This is a genomic window from Mycobacterium sp. (assembly GCF_019247615.1).
In the GTDB taxonomy this organism is placed as follows: domain Bacteria; phylum Actinomycetota; class Actinomycetes; order Mycobacteriales; family Mycobacteriaceae; genus Mycobacterium.
Genome location: NZ_JAFBAT010000294.1, coordinates 1 through 18975 on the forward strand (window position 1 = coordinate 1; position 18975 = coordinate 18975).

Consider the following 18975-nt stretch of genomic DNA (forward strand, 5'->3'; position numbering starts at 1 on the left):
GCGGATTGGCTTCGCGCGCAGCGGTATAGCGGCTCCGCGACCCTGCGCGCGCCGCCGAGCCAACAAGCGGCCACGCCGATAGCCCCGTGCCAGAAGCCGGGCCGATGGAGGTAGGAGTCGGCGTCTCCCACCGCCACCGCGGGGGCGTTGTGGAACTGCACCGCCCGGGTGTCGCTGCCGGCCATCCCGACGTTCCACCACGTCGTGGGCAGAGCTTTCACGGCGGGTTCGGTGACGGTTACCGCGAACAGGCCCCGTCTGCCGTCGCCCAGGCGGGCCGTCACCAGCGCATGGGTGCAGAACCCGGCCCCCGAGCACCACACCTTGGTGCCATTGAGAGCGCTAGCCCCGCCGTCCAAGTCGGTGGCGGTCACTGTTGCGTCGGCAGACTCGGCGGTCCATACGCCCCACAACTGGCCGGAGTCGGGGGGCTTGCCGCCCAGTTCGTCGAGTATCGCGACCGCGTCGACGTGCGCCTCGGCGATTCGGGCCGCCGCAATGTCGTCCTCGGCCAACCGCGCCAGACGTTGCCAGCGTTCGGCGGTACGTCCCGAAGCGGGCAAAGGCAATTCGAGTCGTCCTGATTCCAGCCAGTGCTTCACCAACCCCGCCGTCACGTGCGATCACCCGCCAACGACCCCCCAAGCGGCCTTGGGCAGTGAGCAGATCCGCATGTGCCCCCCGCGGAAACCACGACAACCCCGCGGCGCGTCGGCAACGACGGCGCTGACATAACACAAGGTTTGCCAATGTTGCGGACACTTAAACGGGTGACGAACGACGCCGCGCAAGATGCGCCAGGTTGCCCCCGCTTGGCGCGGGGTATGACTTATGCACCATGGAACCCGTCGACTGCGCGCGGCTGCGAGAGGCGTTGCGCACCGCCGCCTCTGCGCTCAAGGAGAACGGACCGCCCTTCGCACTCGCCGGCGGCTATGCACTGTGGGCGTATGGTGCGCCCGAACCGAGCCACGATGTGGATCTCGTGGTCACCGAGGCCGACGTGGCGAGTGCCGAGGTCACCCTCGCCGACGCCGGATTCGCGATCGAACACCCGCCGGAGGACTGGCTGTTCAAGGCCTGCGCCGGCGACACCGTCGTGGACGTGCTGCACCACATCAACGGCATCCGGGTAGACCAGACGATGCTGGAGTGCGCCGAACAGCGCGATGTGTTGGCGATCGCGATGCCCGTGCTCCCGCCCACCGCGGTGATGATCCAACGATTGCGCTCCCTCAATGAGCACCACTGCGACTTCGCGACGCTGCTTCCAGCCGTTCGCGCGGTCCGCGAACGGCTGGACTGGGAGACCATCAAGGCCCAGACCGCGGACAACGACTACGCGGTCTCGTTCCTGGTGCTTGCCGACCGCCTGGGCCTCACCGGCTGACCGCGCCGCTCAGTGGTTGCGCAGCTTGGAGACCAATTTGTCCTTCGTCAGACCCGAATACCCGGAGATGCCAAGCTCTTTGGCGCGCTTCTTCAATTGAGCGACCGTCCAGTCCTGGTATGACCCGGACTTGCCGCCCTTACGTGCGACCGACGACTTGCCCTGGCCGGCGGCCGCATTGGAGATTCTCGCGGCCTTCTCTTTTGAATCGCCCTTCTTGCGCAAATCCTGGTACAGCTTCTCGTTCTTTATCGACGACCGTGGCATGATTCATCCTCCTGTGCATGCTGAGAGGTCGTTGGCTGGATGCCCCGCGCGGCTGCTGTCAAAACAAGGTGCAACCCCGCAAGCGCTATGCCGGAACGGGGTCGGTTTGGCGTTGCCAGCAGCGGTGTTGGGCCAGCGCGGAGGCGAATTCCTCGACGAATTCGGCCGGCAGCTCGTCGGCGGCCGCCGTGGTCGTCACCACCGACTGGTCGGTGACGACTGCGGTGTCGTCGGCGAGGCGGCTCTCGATGTGTGCGGCGCGCAGCAGGTCGATGCCGGCGCCGTAGGCGCCGATCGGCTTGAGGTGCTTGTACGCCTCGATCACGAAGTGCACCGCGTAGCCGTCCCGGGAAAGCGTCGACACCGAATCCGGCCCGCACGCCACCACGACCGCGTCGTACAGCACGGACGCCATGGTGGTGAATGCCCGGTCCACGGGGAGCTCTCCGCCGGAACCGCCGCGCAGGGTGCCTCCGGCGACGGGCGCCAGGACTTCGACCACCGCGCCGCGCTGTTCCATGAGCTCCTTGAAGCGTCGCGTCCCAACGACATCCACACCGTCGGCGGCCAGCACAGCGACTCTGCGCGTTGTAATCGTGTCACCGCCGCGGATTTGGGACAGCGCCGGCGACGCCGCCACTGCGCCGTCAACCGCTTCGTCGGGCGGTGCGGGAAGGCCAAGCTTCCTCGCCACCTGGCTGGCCAGCTCGTGGTCGACGCGCGCGAGTTGCGCCACCACCGCCGAACGGATGTCGGGCACTTCGACCTTGCCGAGTTCGAAGGCGAACGCCGCGACGATGTGTTCGGCCTCGACCGGCGACATGCTCTTCCAGAACATCCGAGCCTGGCTGTAGTGATTCTCGAATGACTTGGCGCGCTTGCGGATCGTCGCGCCGTCGACGCGCTGCGTGTAATGCCGGAAAACGTCGTCATTGGCCAGAGCGGGACAGCCGCCGCCGATGGTGTTCTTGTAGTAACTGGACCGGCCCTGGGGAATCACGTGTTGTCCGTAGCCGTCTTGCTGGTTGGTCCGCACGTCGGCCACCGGACGATTGACCGGCAGTTGGGCGAAGTTCGGCCCGCCGAGCCGGATCAGCTGAGTATCGAGGTAGGAGAAGTTACGGAACTGCAGCAGCGGATCGTTGGTGAAGTCGATGCCCGGCACCACGTTGGCGGTGTGGAATGCCACCTGCTCGGTTTCGGCGAAGAAGTTGTCGGGGTTGCGGTTGAGCACCATCTTACCGACCGGACGCACCGGAACCTGTTCCTCAGGAATGAGTTTCGTCGCATCCAGAAGGTCGAAGTCGAACGCGAACTCGTCGGTCTCGGCGACGAGCTGCACCCCGAGCTCCCATTCGGGATACTGGCCGGACTCGATGGCCTCCCACAAGTCCCGGCGGTTGTAGTCGGGGTCTTTGCCGGCGATCTTCTGACATTCGTCCCATACCAGGGAGTGCACACCCAGCCGCGGCTTCCAATGAAACTTCACGAAGGTGCCTTCGCCGCGGTCGTTTACCAGCCGGAAGGTGTGCACCCCGAAACCCTCCATCATGCGGTAGCTGCGCGGAAGTGCGCGGTCCGACATCAGCCACATGATTGCGTGCAGCGTCTCCGGCTGCAGCGAGACGAAGTCCCACAGCGTGTCATGTGCCGAGGCGGCCTGCGGAATCTCGTTGTGCGGCTCCGGTTTTACCGCGTGGACGAAGTCGGGAAACTTGATGCCGTCCTGGATGAAGAAGACCGGAAAGTTGTTGCCCACCAGGTCGTAATTTCCCTGTGCGGTGTAGAACTTGGTGGCAAAACCGCGCACATCGCGCACGGTGTCGGCCGAACCGCGAGAGCCTGCCACGGTGGAGAACCGCACGAACACGGGAGTACGGGTGCCCGGCGTCGTGAGGAATTTCGCGGCGGTGTACTCGGCCAGCCAGTCGTCGTACGGTTCGAAGAAGCCGTACGCGCCGGCCCCGCGCGCGTGCACCACACGCTCGGGGATGCGCTCATGGTCGAAGTGGGTGAGTTTCTCCCGGGCGTGGAAGTCCTCCAGCAGTGTGGGCCCCCGCTCGCCGGCGGTCAGCGAATCGTCGGTGTGATCGACCCTGACGCCTTGCTGGGTCGTCAGGTATCCGGTGTCCCGACGGACCCGCGACGGCTCGAGATCGCGCTGTTTCGGATCGGACTGGTCGGCGCCCATGCCACTCCTTATCTGTTGGTGATCAGTTGGCGGTTACCACCGCCCCGCTGCTGCGAAACGACCAATCGAGACCTGTCCACTTCCCGTGCGGTTGCGTACCGTTGATATGGGTAGTCGAGGGTGGTGATTGACGCGACCAACGCTGACGGCCTGTGCGGTGTGGTGGCGATCGGCGCCTCGGCGGGAGGGGTCGAGGCACTGACACGTCTGGTCGCGGGCCTCTCGCCGGATGCGCCGTATGCGTACTTGGTGGTGCTGCACATCCCGGCCGGCGCGCCGAGCATCCTGGCCCGCATCCTCGATCGCAGCGGCCCCCTGCCCGCGGTCACCCCCGAACATCGCGCACCGCTACGGGCGGGCCAGATCTACGTGGGGATCCCGGACCACCACCTGCTCGTCGCAGACCATGGCGTGGTGCTCTCACAAGGGCCCACCGAGAACGGCCATCGGCCCGCGATCAACGCGTTGTTCCGCTCGGTCGCGGTCGCCTTCGGACCGCGGGCGATCGGCGTGTTGCTCTCGGGTGTGCTCGACGACGGCGTGCTGGGATTGGGGGCCATCCGCTCGTGCGGCGGTACCACGATCGCGCAGTCACCCGAGGATGCGTTGTTCCCGGCGCTGCCGAAAAACGCGCTGAGGGTCGGCGCCGTCGATCGCCAGGTCACCGCGAGCGGCGTCGGGGCGCTCCTCAAGGAGCTGTCGCACCGAGAGATAGAGGATCGCGAGATGGAGAGCGACGACGCGATGGAGTTCGAGAACCGCATTGCCATGACGTCGCGGTTTTCTACCGAATTAGACACCGAACAATTGGGTGCGCCGTCGGGGTATACGTGCCCGGACTGCAACGGGTCGCTCACGTCGATCAGCGAGGGCCACTTCCGGTGCCGTGTCGGTCACGCCTGGACGGCCGAGGCCCTGCTGGCCGCGCGCGACGACGAGGTCGAGAGCGCCCTATGGGTCGCGGTGCGCAGCCTGCAGGAGAAGGCCAAACTGGCCCGCCAGCTTGCCCACAGAGCCGGGCCAGGCCTGCTTTCTCGGCGCTACGTCACACTGGCCGAGGAAAGCGAACGGGCGCTGACCGTGCTGAGCGACCGGTTGGCGGCCCGCAGTCCCGTCAGAGGTGATGCCGATGGATGAACTCGGGCCGGCGATCCGGATCTACGCCCAACCTCAGCAGGATGTGCCGATCCTGGAGGCGGGCGGCGTGCTGGACAGCTTGACGTATCGCACCGTCCGCGACGCCGTCATCAAGGCCGCCCTGGACGCGGCGCGCGGGGTGATCGTCGACGTCAACCGCCTCTGCGTGCCTTCCGCCTCGGCCTGGTCGGTATTCACCAGCGCGCGTTGGCACGTCAGCGTCTGGCCGGACGTGCCGATCATCTTGGTGTGCGCGCGACCGGAGGCTCGGCGGGCGATCACCGCCGGCGGTATCACCCGATATGTGCCGGTGTACCCCACCGTCGAGTCGGCGCTGGATGCGCTCAGCGACCAGCCGTTCCCCACGCGGCGACGGGCGCGCAGCGCGCTTCCGCTCACCAGGGTCAGCGTCGGCGTGGCGCGTGCCATGGTCCACGATTGGCTCACCGGATGGGGCAGGGCTGAGCTGATTCCGGTCGCGGCCACGGTGGCGACCGTCTTCGTCGAAAATGTCCTCGACCACACCCACAGCGCACCCGTGCTGATCGTCGAACTCAGTCGGGACGCCGTCACGATCGCGGTCGAGGACGGCAGCGACCGGCTGCCGGGCCGACATGAAGACGCCGATTCCGGTGCCGAGATCGTGTCCGGTCTGGCGATCGTCTCCGCGCTTTGCCGAGCCTGGGGTGCCACCCCGATGCCCTCGGGCAAGACTGTGTGGGCTGTGGTCGGTCGCGAAAACCAGCTATAGCGCCGCGAGTAGTGTTCAAGGCCGACAGCGAACGCTTTTGCGAACGGGACCTTGATGGACGACGCCACCACCGACGAGGCCTTCGAGGCCTTGTTGCGCTATATGCGGGATTCCCGCGGCTTCGACTTCACGGGATACAAACGGACCTCATTGATGCGCCGGGTCCGTCACCGGATGGATCAAGCCGGATATTCCACCTTCGAGGAGTACCTGGACGTTCTACAGGCCAGCTCGGATGAGTTCGCGTCGCTCTTCAACACCATCCTGATCAACGTCACCGCATTCTTCCGCGACTCCGAGGCTTGGGATTTCGTCAGCGCCGAGGTCATTCCGCGGATCCTGGCCGAGCGCGGGCCCGGCGACCCCATCCGGGTGTGGAGCGCCGGATGTGCCTCCGGGCAGGAGGCCTACACGCTGGCCATGCTGCTGGCCGAGACGATGGGGCCCGATGCGTTCCGGCAGCGCGTCAAGATCTACGCGACCGACATCGACGAGGAGGCGCTGACCAAGGCGCGGGCCGCGTCCTACGACGCCAAGGCGGTCGAGGGGGTACCGCCGGAACTGTTGGCCCGCTACTTCGAACAGGTCAACAGTCGCTACGTTTTCCACAAGGATCTGCGCCGCGCGGTCATCTTCGGCCGTAATGACCTGGTCAAGGATGCGCCCATTTCGCGCATCGATCTGCTGGTGTGTCGCAACACCCTGATGTACCTCAACGCCGAGACCCAGCGAATCGTGGTGGGGCGCTTTCATTTCGCGCTGGCTCCCCAGGGCACGCTGTTCCTCGGCCACGCCGAGATGCTGTTGAGCCGCAGTGACCGCTTTGTGCCGTTGAACCTCAAGAACCGGATCTTTCGCAAAGTCGCCGGGCTGCACGCGATCGCGGAGCGGTACGACCCGGCGGCCGCGTTCTATGACCGTCACGCCGACCTGCCGGGCCTGACCACGTTGCGCGACTTGGCTTTCCGCGCAAGCCCCGTAGCGCAGATCGTGATCACCGGCGATGACACCGTCGCGATGATCAACCAGCAGGCGGAAGCCGTCTTCGGCCTCTCGGCGCGCGACATTGGCCGTCTCCTGCGCGATCTCGAGGTGTCCTACCGGCCGGTGGAGCTGCGCGCCTACCTCGAACAGGCCAAGGTGGAGCGACGGTCGACACGGATCCCGGACGTTAAATGGCAGCGGCCCGGCGCCGACACGGTGTTTTTCGAGATCCATGTCAATCCGCTCGTCGACGCCGAGAACGGCCTGCTCGGCGTGTCGATCGTGTTCTTCGATGTGACCGCGACGCGTGCCCTGCTCGACAAGGTGGTCCAGACGAACCACCAGCTCGAGGCGGCCTACGAAGAGCTGCAGTCGACCAACGAAGAGCTCGAGACCACCAACGAAGAATTGCAATCCACCGTGGAGGAGCTCGAGACCACCAACGAAGAGCTGCAGTCCACGAACGAAGAGCTCGAGACGATGAACGAAGAGTTGCAGTCCACCAACGACGAACTCCACACCATCAACGACACCCTGCGCGAGCGCAGCCTGGAACTGGACGACGCGAAGAACTTCCTGAACTCGCTCGTCAACTCGGTCCAGCCGGGAATGCTGGTCGTCGACCGCGAGATGCGGGTCGTGGTCTGGAATCGCGGATGCGAAAACCTCTGGGGCCTGCGGGCCGACGAGACGGCGGGCTCCAAGTTGACCAGCCTGGACATCGGGCTGCCGATGGACACCGTGCTGCCCTTGATCGGCAGCGCCTTCGTCGATCGGGAAAACTCAGGCGAAACGCAGGTGGAGGCGGTCAACCGGCGCGGCCGCCGGACCCGGGTGCGCGTCACGTGTTCGTCGTTCCGCACGAGCGACGGCGCGGTGGGCGGGGCGCTGTTGCTCATGGAGGTTTTGGACTAGTCGAGCGCGGCTCGATAGTCACCGTCCCGCCGGGCGGCCGCCCCCTTCGCCGCTTGGCGGGCCGCTCGGTGAGCCAGTTGGGCACGGCGCAATGACTCCGCGGCCCGGCGGCGCGCCACCATAACGGTCTGCGGCGTGGCGCCCAGTCCGGCCGACAGGTCCCGGCGTCTGCGCCGTAGTTCGGCGGCGCGCCGGCGAGCCATCTCTGCGCGGGCGGCCGTGGTGTTCGCGGCACCGGTCGGCGACAGCCAGGCAACGCCGCCGGGCTCCACGTCGCTCGAAATGCCGGGTTCCATCGACGTCCCTGCTGCGGGGGTGCCGCTATCGCCACCGCCGGCGGCGCGGGCCGGTATCACCGAAGTGTTTGCAATCCAACGATTTTCCTGCCATTGGCACCCGGGCGGCGGCGCACCCCCGACGATGTCGGCCAGGGCTTGGCCGATCTCGTAGATCGGCAACACCACAGTGGCGCCCGCCCGCGCGGCGGCGATCGGCATCGAGGAGTACAGGGCGGTCTCCGGGCTCTGCGCGATGACGATGCCGCCAGCCCGCGTCATCGCGACGGTGCCGACGGCGCCGTCCTGTCCGGAGCCCGACAAAACCACCGCAACGCTCCGGGCTCCGTACGACCTGGCCACCGACGCCAGCAGCACGTCGAACCGCCGCTCTGCCAGCGCCTCGATTCCCCGCAGGCGACACCTGCCGTCCGGCGTCAGTTCCAGGTATTTGCCGGGTGGGCCTACGAACACCTGGCCCGGCGCGAGAGCCTCCCCGTCTCGTGCCCAGCCGACGCGATGGGGCGTTTGCCTGCTTAGGATTGTCGGCAGCACGCTGCTCAGACCGCCGAGGTGTTGCTGCACAACCACCGCGGCCGGGAACTTCGTTGGCAGGTCACGCAAGACGATGGACACGGCTTCCAATCCGCCTGCCGACGCCAGCAAAGTCACCAGCTCGATCACCGGGTGGTGCGACTTTTCGACAGCGCCGTCGAGATTGCCGCCACGGTCGTGGTTGGCCCCCGATTCCCAGCCATTACGGCAATCTCGACGCTCCCGGCTGCTACCGCCAGCCGGGCCGCCAGACCGTCTCGCCATACCGACAAGTGTCCGCCAGGCGGCGGCCACAAGACAGCCCGCGATATCCGATATGCGAAACATTGCGCCGGCGGCGAAGAACCACGGGCCTATTGGCGTTTCGTCGATAGTGAGCCGGGTAGATGCTTGTGGGGACGACCCGGTCCGCGCAATCGAATGGAGTGCCCATGAAGATCGCGACGGTAAGCGGTGACGACGTCCAGGGCGACGATCCGCTTTGGCTTTGCGCCGCGCTGGCGGCGCGAGGGCATGAGGCGACCGCCTACATGCGGCGACCGGATCGGAGGGCCGGCCCGGCGAGCCCGGGCTATCGTGTCGTGTCGGCACGCATCGGTCCGCGCGCGGTGGAGTCGCCGCCGGCGGTGCTCCCATACGTCGGGGAGTGGGCGGCCGCGCTCGAACGCGCATGGTCATCGGATCGACCCGACGTGGTGCACGCGTATGGCTGGCTGGGCGGTTTGGCCGCCCAACTGGCCGCGAGACGGCAACGGATATTGACCGTGCAGACGTTCCTGGGCCTGGCGTCGACGTCGGCTCCATGGCGCGTTGACGACCCGCACGAAGAGATCGAACGCCAACGGATAGAGCGGCTCTTGGCGCGTGGGGCGACGTGGGTGACCGGCGAGTGCACCGCCGATGTCGACGCTCTGGCGCGATTACGCCGCGGTCGGACGCGAGTGTGCAGCCTCGGCAGCGGCGTCGACATCGAGCGGTACAACCCGGTGGGGCCGGCGGGCGCCCGTGACGGCCGTCATCGTGTTCTGTGCCTGGCGCCGAATCCCCTGTGGCCCAGCGGGATCGACATCGCAATTCGCGCGCTGCCCAGAGTCGTCGGCACGGAGCTCGTCGTCGCGGAAACCGCCGCGCGCGATCGCGGCTACGACGAGGCCCGGGCCCGGCTCAAACGTCTCGCCGCCGAGCTGGGCGTTGCGGATCGAGTGCGCTTCGCGGGCACGGTCGGCGATGACGAACTGCCGGTGCTGTTGCGCTCTGCGGACGTGGTCGCGTGCACCCCGCGCCAGCCGCCGCGCGCCGATTCGGTGTTGCGGGCCATGGCCTGTGGGGTGGCGGTGTTGGCGCTGCCCGTCGGTGTACTCACGGACGTCGTGGTGGACGCCGTCACCGGGGTCGTGCTCGCGCAACAAAGTCCCGCCGCATTGGCTGCCGGCTTGAGAAACCTTCTGACGCAGGGCTTTTACTGCCAAAGCATGGGTGCGGCCGGTCGAAGCCGCGCGGTGTCGCGGTTCACCTGGGACCGGATCGCGCTCGACTCGCTGAACATCTATCGGCAGCTCGACCCGGAACGTGCGCATTCGGCAGAATTGCCGGCGATGCGGGCCCCGGTGATGGAATCGTGAAGGCGCTCGGCGCCCACCGCGGCGGCCCGCTATGACTACCCCCGCTATGACTACGATGGCCAGCATCAGCGACCACCCGGGAACCGACGTCGTCGTCGCGTCAGGTGGCGAACTCGACGCCGTCCAAGCCGACCTCCGCGCCGCCCGCCACCCCGCGGCGGACTATGACGCGCACCGGCACAGCGCGGCGACACTGCGATACGAGCAATTCCACACCGCCGAACCGGATGCCATGCGCCAGTTCTTCGCCGGGGCCTACCGTCCGGGCTGGCGGGTCACCGAGCTTTCGGGTCGCCAGGCCCTCACCCATCGGCGCAGCGACACCGGCTCGATCGTCGTCGACGAGGTAGTGGTCCAGGGTCGGCTGTGCTTCGACATACCACCCGCCGACACTGTCGTCGTCATCCAACCTCGTGCGGGATCGTTGACCGTCAGTGGCGCTCGATTCCCGGACCTGGATGGCCCGTTGCTGGTAGCCCACGGCATGTCTTGTGCGCTGCGGGTCAGCGGGGCCCGGTTCGAAGTCGTCACCATCGCGGCGGAGGCGCTGCACGACGTCGCCGCCAGCCGGCAACCGCCGATGTCGCAGCCGATCCGGTTCCTCAGTTGGCGTCCACGCTCGCACGGCGCTGTGTGCGCCTGGCACCGGGCGTTGGACTACGTGACCGCAACGTTGGCCGCCGCGGACACCGGCCACCAACCGCTGATCGTCGCGGCGTTGGCCTCGTTGGTGGCCGGGGCGCTACTCGAGTGCTATCCGTCGAATTTCACCGACCAGGACCTGCCCAGCGACCCGGCACTCCCGGACACGCTCAAAGACGCGGTGGCCTTCATCCACCACCATGACGCCGACACCAACATCAACGACATCGCGGCCGCGGTGCATCTGACCCCACGGGCGGTCCAGTACCTCTTCCGGCGCCGGCTCGATACCACTCCGACCGAGTACATGCGTCGGTTGCGGCTGCATCGCGCGCATCAACAACTCGTTGCCGGTGACCGATCCAACACCACCGTCACCGAGATCGCGCAGCGCTGGGGATTTGCACACACCGGCCGGTTCGCGGTGCTGTATCGACAGACCTACGGCCAGAGCCCACACACCACCCTCAGACAGGGAGCGGTCACCCACTCAACCGGTGCATCAACTGGCCCGCGGCGTATCGGCCGCTGACCACCGCGCCGGTCACCGTGGCCGGATTATCGGCCCCCACGGCTTCACCGGCCAGGTAAAGCCGGTCACCGATCGGTTCCTGCAGCCGTCGCCGATCGTCCAGGCCAGACCCCGGTGCGTGAAATGAGTAGGTGCCACGCGCGTATGGGTCTCTCGTCCAGTTTGATGTTCGGACCTCGACCGGATAAACGTCGTTCCCGAACAGTTGCCTCGCTATCGGCAGTGCGCTGGTCATCAGGTCCGTGGGCGAGGATGACTCCACCGACCGGCCGCGCTCAGCGGCGTTGAACGCCAACACGATTGGGCCCGCGGCGCTCGGTAACGTGAACCACTGCGCCCAAAGGCCGGGCCCGGCACCGAGGTATTGGTAAAAAGCGTTCTCCGCCTTCCAGCTCCGCCGGTTGAAGCGGAAGTAGGTCTTGGACAGCACGCCGAATCCCAGTGCGCTCACGGCATGGGCGTGTCCGTCGGGCAGGGGAGGGTCGAAGGCGATGGCACCGGATTTCAACACCCCGAGGGGTGCGGTGACGATTGCGGCGGCCCCCTCGAATGCGTGGTTTCCGGCCCGCACGACGACGAAGTTGTCGTGGCGCGTGATCGCGGTAACGGCCGTATTCAGCACGATCTCGAGCCCGTTGGCGAGCAGCCGCGGCAGGGCGTCGTAGCCGTTCGCGACGACGTCTTGATCGCCGGCGGCATACTCCCCGTCGTCAAAAGTGGTGGCGGACAACTGGTTTGCATCCGCGGCGTACTCGTCCGCAATCTCGGTGGTGAGATAGAACGCGAGTTGGGCACGATCGGAGTCGGACAGCTCTTCACCGGTCGCCGCGGCGTCGACGGCCGCACCGAGGCTGCCCCCGTCGACCTGGTCGCGCGCGCGTTGCACGAACCTTCGCCAGGTTTCTGGGTCGTAGTCCAGCGGCTGCAGTCGCGGGTCGACAGCGAGCTTGGCCCACCCGTAATAGTCGGTCGGTATGAGCTGCGCCTGCGCCCTGCGCGCAAGCTCCATCAGCGGGTTGTCCGACGTTCCGCTTATCCAGGACGCGCCCATCTCGAGGGGGACGCCCCAGCCACGGTCGGTGTACACCCGGCCGCCGATGCGATCGCGGGCCTCGATGACCCGCACCGACCACCCGGCATCTGCCAGGCTGCGGGCGGCGGACAGGCCCGCCATGCCGGCGCCCACGACCAGCACCGACTTGGCGTTCGGAGACGGTCGGCGAGCCGGCCCGCAGGAGACCGCCAGTGAGCCGCCGAACGCGCTCGTCGCCGCCGCGAAAAACTCCCGACGGGAGATCGGGGACACGGCTGTCATGTTATTGCACGACCGTCCTGAAATTCTCAGCGTTTAGTGGGCCGAATACGGCCCGCTCGTCATTGAGCGCGCGTTAAACTCCCCTGCATCCTTAGGCGGCAACGTGGCCGTGTTGGAGGGGAGTGTTGATGAGTGCTACGCAATTGGCTCGCACTACCGAGCAGCTTCCCGACGCGCTGTCACCGGCCCACACCCTCACCGTGCGCTCCCCGGATGGAACTGCGCTGCATGCGGAGGTCTACGGGCCGTCGCACGGCTATCCGATTGTGCTCAGCCACGGCATCACCTGCGCGATCCGCGCCTGGGCGCACCAGATCGCGGACCTGGCCGCCGATTATCGGGTGATCGCCTTCGACCATCGCGGCCATGGCCGAAGCGGCGTTCCGCGGCGTCGCGGCTACAGTCTCGAACATCTTGCGGCCGACCTGGATTCGGTGCTCGAGGCAACGTTGGCGCCGGGCGAGCGCGCGGTGCTGGCCGGGCACTCGATGGGCGGCATCGCCATCGCCGCCTGGTCGGCGCACTACCGGGACAAGGTCCGCCGGCGCGCCGACGCCGTCGCGCTGATCAACACCACCACCGGCGACTTGGTGCGCGAGGTGAAACTGTTCTCGGTACCGCGCGAGTTCTCGCCGGCGCGCGTGTTGGCCGCGCGCGGCCTCATCAACGCGTTCGGCGGGTTGCCCCTGCCGTCGGCCGCCCGGATTCCCAGCCGCTACATGGTGGGGATGCTCGCGGTCGGAAGGGACGCCGACCCGAGCGCGGCGCGCATGGTCTATGAGCTGTTCGCGCAGACCTCGCCCGCCGCGCGCGGGGGCTGCGCGAAGATGTTGGTCGATGCGCTGGGTTCGAGGTATCTGGCCTTGGACGGTTTGACCGTCCCGACGCTGGTTATCGGGAGTGAACGCGACCGGCTGACACCGATCAGCCAGTCCCGCAGGATCGCGCACACCGCGCCCAACGTCGTCGGCCTCGTCGAGCTTCCCGGCGGGCACTGCTCGATGCTCGAGCAGCCCCGCGCGGTGAACCGGCACCTGCGGGCACTCGTCGAATCGGTGACCCGCGACGTGCGGCTGAACCGCATCAGCTCATAGCAGGGCAGTGATCTCGGCGGCCGCCCGCTGACCGGACCGGACAGCGCCGTCGAGAAATCCGGTCCACTCGTCGGCGGTCTCGGTGCCCGCCCAATGAATCGGCCCGACCGGGGCCCGCAGCCACGGCCCGAAGCGGGTCCAGGAGCCTGGTGGTACCGCCGCGGTGGGACCGCCCGGCGCGAAAACTTCGGCACTCCAACGCTGGTCGACGTAATCAAGGGGCATGAGCGCCTCGTCACCAAACAGCGACGCGAAGCAGCGCAGCGTCTCGCGGCGGCGCTGTTCGGGGGGAAGCGAGTCGAACTCGCGGGCATCGACGAAGCCCATCAGGATGCCCGGCCCGTCGGCGTGTGGGCTGACGTCGAAGGTGATGAACACTGGGCCCCGGTCGGACAGCGCCTGACCGGAGAGCCCGTTGGCCCGCCAGAACGGCGTCTCGTAGGCGGCATAGGCCTTGCTGAGCCGGCCCTGCGGCCAATGCTCGGCGAGTTGCTCGTACTGCACCGGTAGCGGGGGAGAGAACTCGATCGACGTCCGATGGGCCGGCGGGATCGCGACAATGACGAAGCCGGCCTCGGCCGAGGCGACGTCGGTGGTGACGGTGACCCCGGCGCCGTGCCGCTCGATCTGGCGAACGGGGGCGCCCAGCACGACGCGTGCGCCCAGTTCGGCCGCGGCGGCCTCGGCGATTTGCTGGGTTCCGCCGGGGAAGTGGTCTTGCTGGGCCCCGTTCTCGACGTCGAGCAGCCGGTCCAGGCCGCCGGCGGCGTGCGTGTAGCGCGCGGCGTGCAGCATCGATACCTCGTCGGGTTCGCACCCCCAGGTCACCCGCGCCACGATCGCCATCAGGTCGCGCGAGGTGTCCGTGGCGCGCACCGAGCGCAGCCACCCGCCGAGCGACATGCTGTCCAGCTCGCGGGCGCGGCGCGCCTCCCAGGGCGCCGCCACGGGGACGCTGCGAGCAATCCTGTCGAATTGCCAACGCAGCCGGCCGATGTCGAGCAACCCGGTCAGCGAAATCTTGGGGATGGTGCCGTGGTACGGACGGGGCCAACCGCGCCAGTGGATGACGTTCTTGCCGTGGTGGTGGGTCGGGGTGGTCGGCACATCCAGCTCGGCCGCCAGGGCCAGCACGGCGTCTTGGGTCGGCCCGACGAAGGTGCCGCCCAGATCTGCGGGCAACCCTGCGACGCTGCCGGTGAATGAGCGCCCGCCAACCCGGTCGCGGCCCTCGAACACCAGCACTTCATGGCCCTGTCGGGTGAGCTCGCGGGCGGCGGCCAACCCGGCGAAGCCGGCGCCGACCACGACAACGTCGACGACCCGGGGCGGCTTCGGCACAACAGTATTTAATGCCGAAGGTGGACTTGTTGCGCGCAATCGGCTGAAATGACCGGACGAGTCGACGTTCGAGAAGACAAGTCAGGGTGCGACGGTCAACCAGTCCTTGAAGCCCGACGGGTCGTGGCGGCCCAGCGCGCCGTGCTCGTAGAGCCCCCAGCCCTCGACCGGATCGCCGTCTCCGTCGCGGCACAACGCGCGGCCGACGTGGTCGATCACACCGAAGCCGGACCGCGCGATGATCGTCGGGTCCGCCATGTCGTAGGTGAGCCGTTCGACGAACTTCTCGCCCTTCCACATGCCGTGCAGCCAGTCCGCATCGCCGCCGTAGCCGCCGCCGACGTGGATGGGCACCTCGAGCTTGGATTCCACGTCGAAGTGAACCGGGGTGCCGTCGCGCGTGGTGGCCTCGATCGTCGCGCCGGTCGGGATCCGGGTTCCGGAACGGTAGCGCGTGGTGACCCGCGGCCAGCCGAGCTGCTCGACACGGCCGTCCCGCCAGACACGGGTGCAGTCGTTGAGCGAACGGAAGCCATTGGGGTGCTCCTGGATGATCAGCACGACGGCGAATTCGTCGAATGCCATCGGCATGTACAGCCACCACATGCCTTCGAATGGCGGGTCGGCGGGCCGTCCCGGGGGCTCGGGCTCGCCGATCGGGCGGATGCCCCAGGATCGGTCCCGGCTGCCGAGCCACGTCGCGGGGTCGACGGCGATCTCCTCCCCGTCGACGGCGATGCGACCGCGCCACGTACCGAGCTGGGCAAAGCGCTGTGCCTTCAGCGTCACCCGGTTACCGGTCCGCAGGATGTGCGGCTGCTCCTGGATGACGTCGAACAAACCTTCCCAGGTGAGATCGGCTGCGATGCCTTCGGTTTCCTCGAGGATCAGCCGCAGCTTGCGCAGCGGTTCGACGACCTCGATCCGGTAGCCGTTGACATGCTGGTTGAGCCGGTCGGGGTCGATCGCGTCGGAGAGATGCACTGCGGTCTGGACATCGCCGCGCCTGATGAGCACGAAAGCGTCCTTGACCCCCAGGTTGGCGTAGTAGCCAATGCCGCTGATGAGGAAGATGTCGCCGGTGCGGTCGTGGGCGTTGAAGTAGGAGCGGTCGTAGAAGTTGCGGTCCGACGAGCCGGGCGACAGGACCGGCTGGGGAATCTGGTGTATCGGGAACTCGTCGAGCGGGCCGAGCATTTGCGCCATTAGCGCTCCTCTCCGATGAGCCGTTTCATCAATCCGGCGTGGTAGAACAGCGACTCGACGTCGTCGGGTTTCTCGGTCTCGCCGAAGTGTACCCGGCGGGCCCCGGTGCGCATGAACACGCAAGCCCACATCACCCCGCAGTAGGCGTAGAACCAGCCCAGGTCACCCACGTCGACACCGGTGAGTCGTCGATAGGTGGCCCGGACGTCTTCTTCCCGCATCACGTCCGGCAGGCCCGGAAGCGCCGCGAGGGCGGCGAGCTCCTGAAAGACCATGTGCGCGTAGATCATCCACGCGACGTCCAGTTCGCGCGGGCCCAGTGTGACCATCTCCCAGTCCAGCACCGCCACCGGCCGGAAGTCCCGGTACAACACGTTGCCCACGCGGGCATCGCCCCACAGCAGCACGGGCTCACTCGCCTCCGCTTGTTGCGGCCAGTTTTTCTCCAGCCATTCGAAAGTCCGCTCCAGCAGCGGTGATCGGCCGATATCGGGCACGGCGAACTCGTACCACGACCGCACCCAATCGAAGTGCCTGCGCAGCGCGGTTCCGCCGTCAGGGCCTTCGGACAAAAAGGCGAAGGTGTTCTGCGCGTTGGGGATTGAATGCAGCGCGGCCAGCACGCCAACGGTGCTGTCCTGCAGTGCCCGCTGCTGGTCGGCGGAGGCGTCGGCGAACCAATTGCCTCCGAACGTGTAGGGCATGACGTCGGGCGGGACCGCGCCGTCGACGTAGTCCATCACGAAGAACGGTGTGCCGAGGACGTCACCGGTGGCCTCGAGCCACCGCACCCGCGGGACGGGGACGTCGGTGAGTTCGCCGACCATCCGCATCACCTCGAATTGGTGGTCGAGCCGATAGGAGGGGAAGACCTGCACGTCCCCGGCGGTCGGGGCGACCCGGGCCACCAGCTTTTCGGTGACCGGCCGTCCGTCTTGCTGCCAGCGGGCAGAGAGAATGATGGTCTCCGACGACATGCCCGTCGAGTCGACGCCGCTTTCGACCGTCACCTCGGGTCTGGCACCGCCGGGAAGCACGGTCGACAGCCATTGGGAGATCGCCGCGGGCACGGTCGTGACATCGCGGCTGGAGCGCTGAAGTCGCTCGACATTGCCGAGCGCGGGTTCGGTGGCCACAGGAGCCCCCTTGGTCGAGGCAATTACGATACGGTAAGTAGCGTTATGAAAGCAGACCCATCCGCCCTTGACAAGGCCCCGGGCGCCGGCCGCCCGCGGGATCCGCGGATTGACTCCGCGATCCTGTCGGCGACCGCGGAACTGCTTGTGGAGATCGGATATTCGAACGTGAGCCTGGCCGCGGTCGCTGACCGCGCCGGCACCACCAAATCGGCGCTGTACCGCCGGTGGTCGAGCAAGGCCGAACTGGTGCACGAGGCGGCTTTCCCGACGGCGCCCACCGCGCTGCAGACTCCGGCCGGCGACATCGCCGCCGACGTGCGGATGATGATCGCGGCCACTCGCGATGTGTTCACCACCCCGGTGGTGCGCGCCGCGTTGCCGGGGCTGGTGGCGGACATGACGGCCGATCCCGCCCTCAACGCACGGGTGATGTCGCGCTTCGCCGATGTGTTCACCGCGGTACGGCAGCGGCTGCGGGCGGCTGTCGACCGGGGCGAAGCTCATCCGGAAGTGGACCCGGACCGATTGATCGAGTTGATTGGGGGGGCGACGATGCTGCGGATGCTGCTGCGCCCGGAGGAAGAGCTGGACGACATGTGGGTGGAGCAGACCACCGCCATCGTCGTGCACGGGGTGACGGGGTGAATCCGCGACTGGCCGGACGGGCGGCGATCGTCACCGGGGGCAGTCGCGGTTTGGGCCGGGCCATCTCGCGCGGCCTTGCCGCGGAGGGTGCGGCGGTCGCCGTCGTCGGCCGCACCGAACAGGTATGGGACGACCGGTTGCCCGGAACGATCGGTGAGACGGTCACCGAGATCGAGGAGGCGGGCGGGAGGGCCATGGCGATCAGGGCCGACCTGACCAATCGCGACGATGTCGCCCGGCTGGTGGCTGAGGCGCGAGATGTGTTGGGCCCCATAACTATTCTGGTCAACAACGCCGCGTTCACCGCGCCCGGTCGACCGCCGGCGCCCGGCCAGCCGCAGCAGGCCAGGCCGGCAAGGGCGGCGGGCGCGCCCGATGCGGGCGGCGGCAAGCCCGGCTGGCCCGGCTTCGTCAGCACGCCGTTGCACGCGTTTCGCCGGCACTTCGACATCGCGGTGTTCGCGGCTTACGAGCTGATGCAATTGGTGTGCCCCGACATGATCGAGGCGGGCGGCGGCTCGATCATCAACATCACCTCGGTCGCGTCACGGATGCCCGGCGACGGACCCTATCCTGACCGCAGCGGGGGAGTGCTGCCGGGTTACGGCGGATCCAAGGCGGCGCTCGAACATCTCACGCAGTGCGCGGCCTACGATCTCGCCGACCACAACATCGCGGTGAACGCGTTGTCGCCGTCGAAACCAATCCTCACCCCGGGGCTGGCCTATTATGCCCGAGAATTCGTCGACACCGCTCCGGAGGACGAATTCGCAAGGGCCGCTGTGGAATTGGCGTTCGTGGACCCCGCCGCTGTCACCGGCCGCACCATCGGTCACCTGCAGGTGCTCGACGGCAGCTTCCGGCCGTTCGCCCTGCACTAGCCCACGCTCAATCTTCCTGCGCATCGGGCGGGTCGGGGTCTTCGCGCAGCAGTTGTTCGCCGGTGGTGGGCTTGGTTGATTCGTGGTGGGCCG

Annotated in this window: 17 protein-coding genes; 9 read left to right on the forward strand and 8 right to left on the reverse strand. The window is 67.5% G+C overall.

Annotation, left to right across the window (positions count from 1 at the left end; genetic code table 11):
- Window positions 1-617, reverse strand: a 617-nt coding sequence (locus JO059_RS20505) for an acyl-CoA dehydrogenase family protein (protein ID WP_293322111.1), incomplete at its 3' end; no start/stop codon positions are given.
- Between the two features lie 221 nt (window positions 618-838).
- Between JO059_RS20505 and JO059_RS20510 the strand changes: the two genes are divergently transcribed.
- Window positions 839-1390, forward strand: a complete 552-nt coding sequence (locus JO059_RS20510) for a nucleotidyltransferase (protein ID WP_293322113.1) — start codon at window positions 839-841, stop codon at window positions 1388-1390.
- A 9-nt stretch (window positions 1391-1399) separates the two neighbouring features.
- Here the strand turns inward: JO059_RS20510 and JO059_RS20515 are convergent, their stop codons facing one another.
- Both JO059_RS20515 and JO059_RS20520 read right to left on the reverse strand, forming a co-directional pair.
- Window positions 1400-1657 carry a Rho termination factor N-terminal domain-containing protein gene (locus JO059_RS20515; RefSeq protein WP_293322116.1) on the reverse strand — a complete coding sequence of 86 codons (258 nt, stop codon included), beginning with the start codon at window positions 1655-1657 and terminating at the stop codon, window positions 1400-1402.
- A gap of 85 nt (window positions 1658-1742) precedes the next feature.
- Window positions 1743-3848: a catalase gene (locus tag JO059_RS20520; RefSeq protein ID WP_293322118.1), complete on the reverse strand. Its 2106-nt coding sequence runs from the start codon at window positions 3846-3848 to the stop codon at window positions 1743-1745.
- A 120-nt stretch (window positions 3849-3968) separates the two neighbouring features.
- On the opposite strand from JO059_RS20520, the gene JO059_RS20525 reads away from it, so the two are divergent.
- The 3 genes from JO059_RS20525 to JO059_RS20535 are packed head-to-tail and all read left to right on the forward strand — an operon-like array spanning window position 3969 to window position 7635.
- The gene (locus JO059_RS20525) at window positions 3969-4985 is read left to right on the forward strand and encodes a chemotaxis protein CheB (RefSeq protein ID WP_293322120.1); all 1017 of its coding nucleotides are present in this window, start codon (window positions 3969-3971) and stop codon (window positions 4983-4985) included.
- Window positions 4978-5736, forward strand: coding sequence for an STAS domain-containing protein (locus tag JO059_RS20530; protein ID WP_293322122.1), 759 nt, complete (start codon window positions 4978-4980; stop codon window positions 5734-5736). Before JO059_RS20525 ends, JO059_RS20530 begins: the two co-directional genes overlap by 8 nt.
- 54 nt (window positions 5737-5790) lie before the next feature.
- Window positions 5791-7635: a CheR family methyltransferase gene (locus tag JO059_RS20535; protein ID WP_293322125.1), complete on the forward strand. Its 1845-nt coding sequence runs from the start codon at window positions 5791-5793 to the stop codon at window positions 7633-7635.
- On the opposite strand, the gene JO059_RS20540 is transcribed toward JO059_RS20535, so the two are convergent.
- Window positions 7632-8729: a chemotaxis protein CheB gene (locus JO059_RS20540; RefSeq protein ID WP_293322128.1), complete on the reverse strand. Its 1098-nt coding sequence runs from the start codon at window positions 8727-8729 to the stop codon at window positions 7632-7634. The genes JO059_RS20535 and JO059_RS20540 overlap by 4 nt on opposite strands.
- 167 nt (window positions 8730-8896) lie before the next feature.
- On the opposite strand from JO059_RS20540, the gene JO059_RS20545 reads away from it, so the two are divergent.
- Window positions 8897-10087: a glycosyltransferase gene (locus tag JO059_RS20545; protein WP_293322131.1), complete on the forward strand. Its 1191-nt coding sequence runs from the start codon at window positions 8897-8899 to the stop codon at window positions 10085-10087.
- Window positions 10088-10319: 232 nt separating this feature from the next.
- Entirely contained in the window at window positions 10320-11261 is a 942-nt protein-coding gene (locus JO059_RS20550; protein WP_293322147.1) for a helix-turn-helix transcriptional regulator, read from the forward strand.
- Here JO059_RS20550 and JO059_RS20555 read toward each other — a convergent pair.
- On the reverse strand, window positions 11212-12507 hold the full coding sequence (locus JO059_RS20555; RefSeq protein WP_293322150.1) for an FAD-dependent oxidoreductase: 1296 nt from the start codon (window positions 12505-12507) through the stop codon (window positions 11212-11214). The two genes, JO059_RS20550 and JO059_RS20555, sit on opposite strands and share 50 nt — an antisense overlap.
- A 197-nt stretch (window positions 12508-12704) precedes the next feature.
- Between JO059_RS20555 and JO059_RS20560 the strand changes: the two genes are divergently transcribed.
- Window positions 12705-13670, forward strand: coding sequence for an alpha/beta hydrolase (locus JO059_RS20560; protein WP_293322134.1), 966 nt, complete (start codon window positions 12705-12707; stop codon window positions 13668-13670).
- Here the strand turns inward: JO059_RS20560 and JO059_RS20565 are convergent.
- The 3 genes from JO059_RS20565 to JO059_RS20575 all read right to left on the reverse strand — a co-directional run bounded on the left by JO059_RS20565 (window position 13665) and on the right by JO059_RS20575 (window position 17353).
- Window positions 13665-15011, reverse strand: a complete 1347-nt coding sequence (locus tag JO059_RS20565) for a flavin monoamine oxidase family protein (RefSeq protein WP_293322136.1) — start codon at window positions 15009-15011, stop codon at window positions 13665-13667. The genes JO059_RS20560 and JO059_RS20565 overlap by 6 nt on opposite strands.
- 81 nt (window positions 15012-15092) lie before the next feature.
- On the reverse strand, window positions 15093-16217 hold the full coding sequence (locus tag JO059_RS20570) for a hypothetical protein (protein ID WP_293322139.1): 1125 nt from the start codon (window positions 16215-16217) through the stop codon (window positions 15093-15095).
- A complete protein-coding gene (locus tag JO059_RS20575; RefSeq protein ID WP_293322141.1) occupies window positions 16217-17353 on the reverse strand; it encodes a phosphotransferase family protein in 1137 nt (378 codons plus the stop codon). Before JO059_RS20575 ends, JO059_RS20570 begins: the two co-directional genes overlap by 1 nt.
- A gap of 45 nt (window positions 17354-17398) precedes the next feature.
- On the opposite strand from JO059_RS20575, the gene JO059_RS20580 reads away from it, so the two are divergent.
- Both JO059_RS20580 and JO059_RS20585 read left to right on the forward strand, forming a co-directional pair.
- A complete protein-coding gene (locus JO059_RS20580; RefSeq protein WP_293322143.1) occupies window positions 17399-18001 on the forward strand; it encodes a TetR/AcrR family transcriptional regulator in 603 nt (200 codons plus the stop codon).
- Window positions 17998-18882, forward strand: a complete 885-nt coding sequence (locus JO059_RS20585) for an SDR family oxidoreductase (RefSeq protein ID WP_293322145.1) — start codon at window positions 17998-18000, stop codon at window positions 18880-18882. Before JO059_RS20580 ends, JO059_RS20585 begins: the two co-directional genes overlap by 4 nt.
- The last annotated feature ends 93 nt before the right edge of the window (window positions 18883-18975 follow it).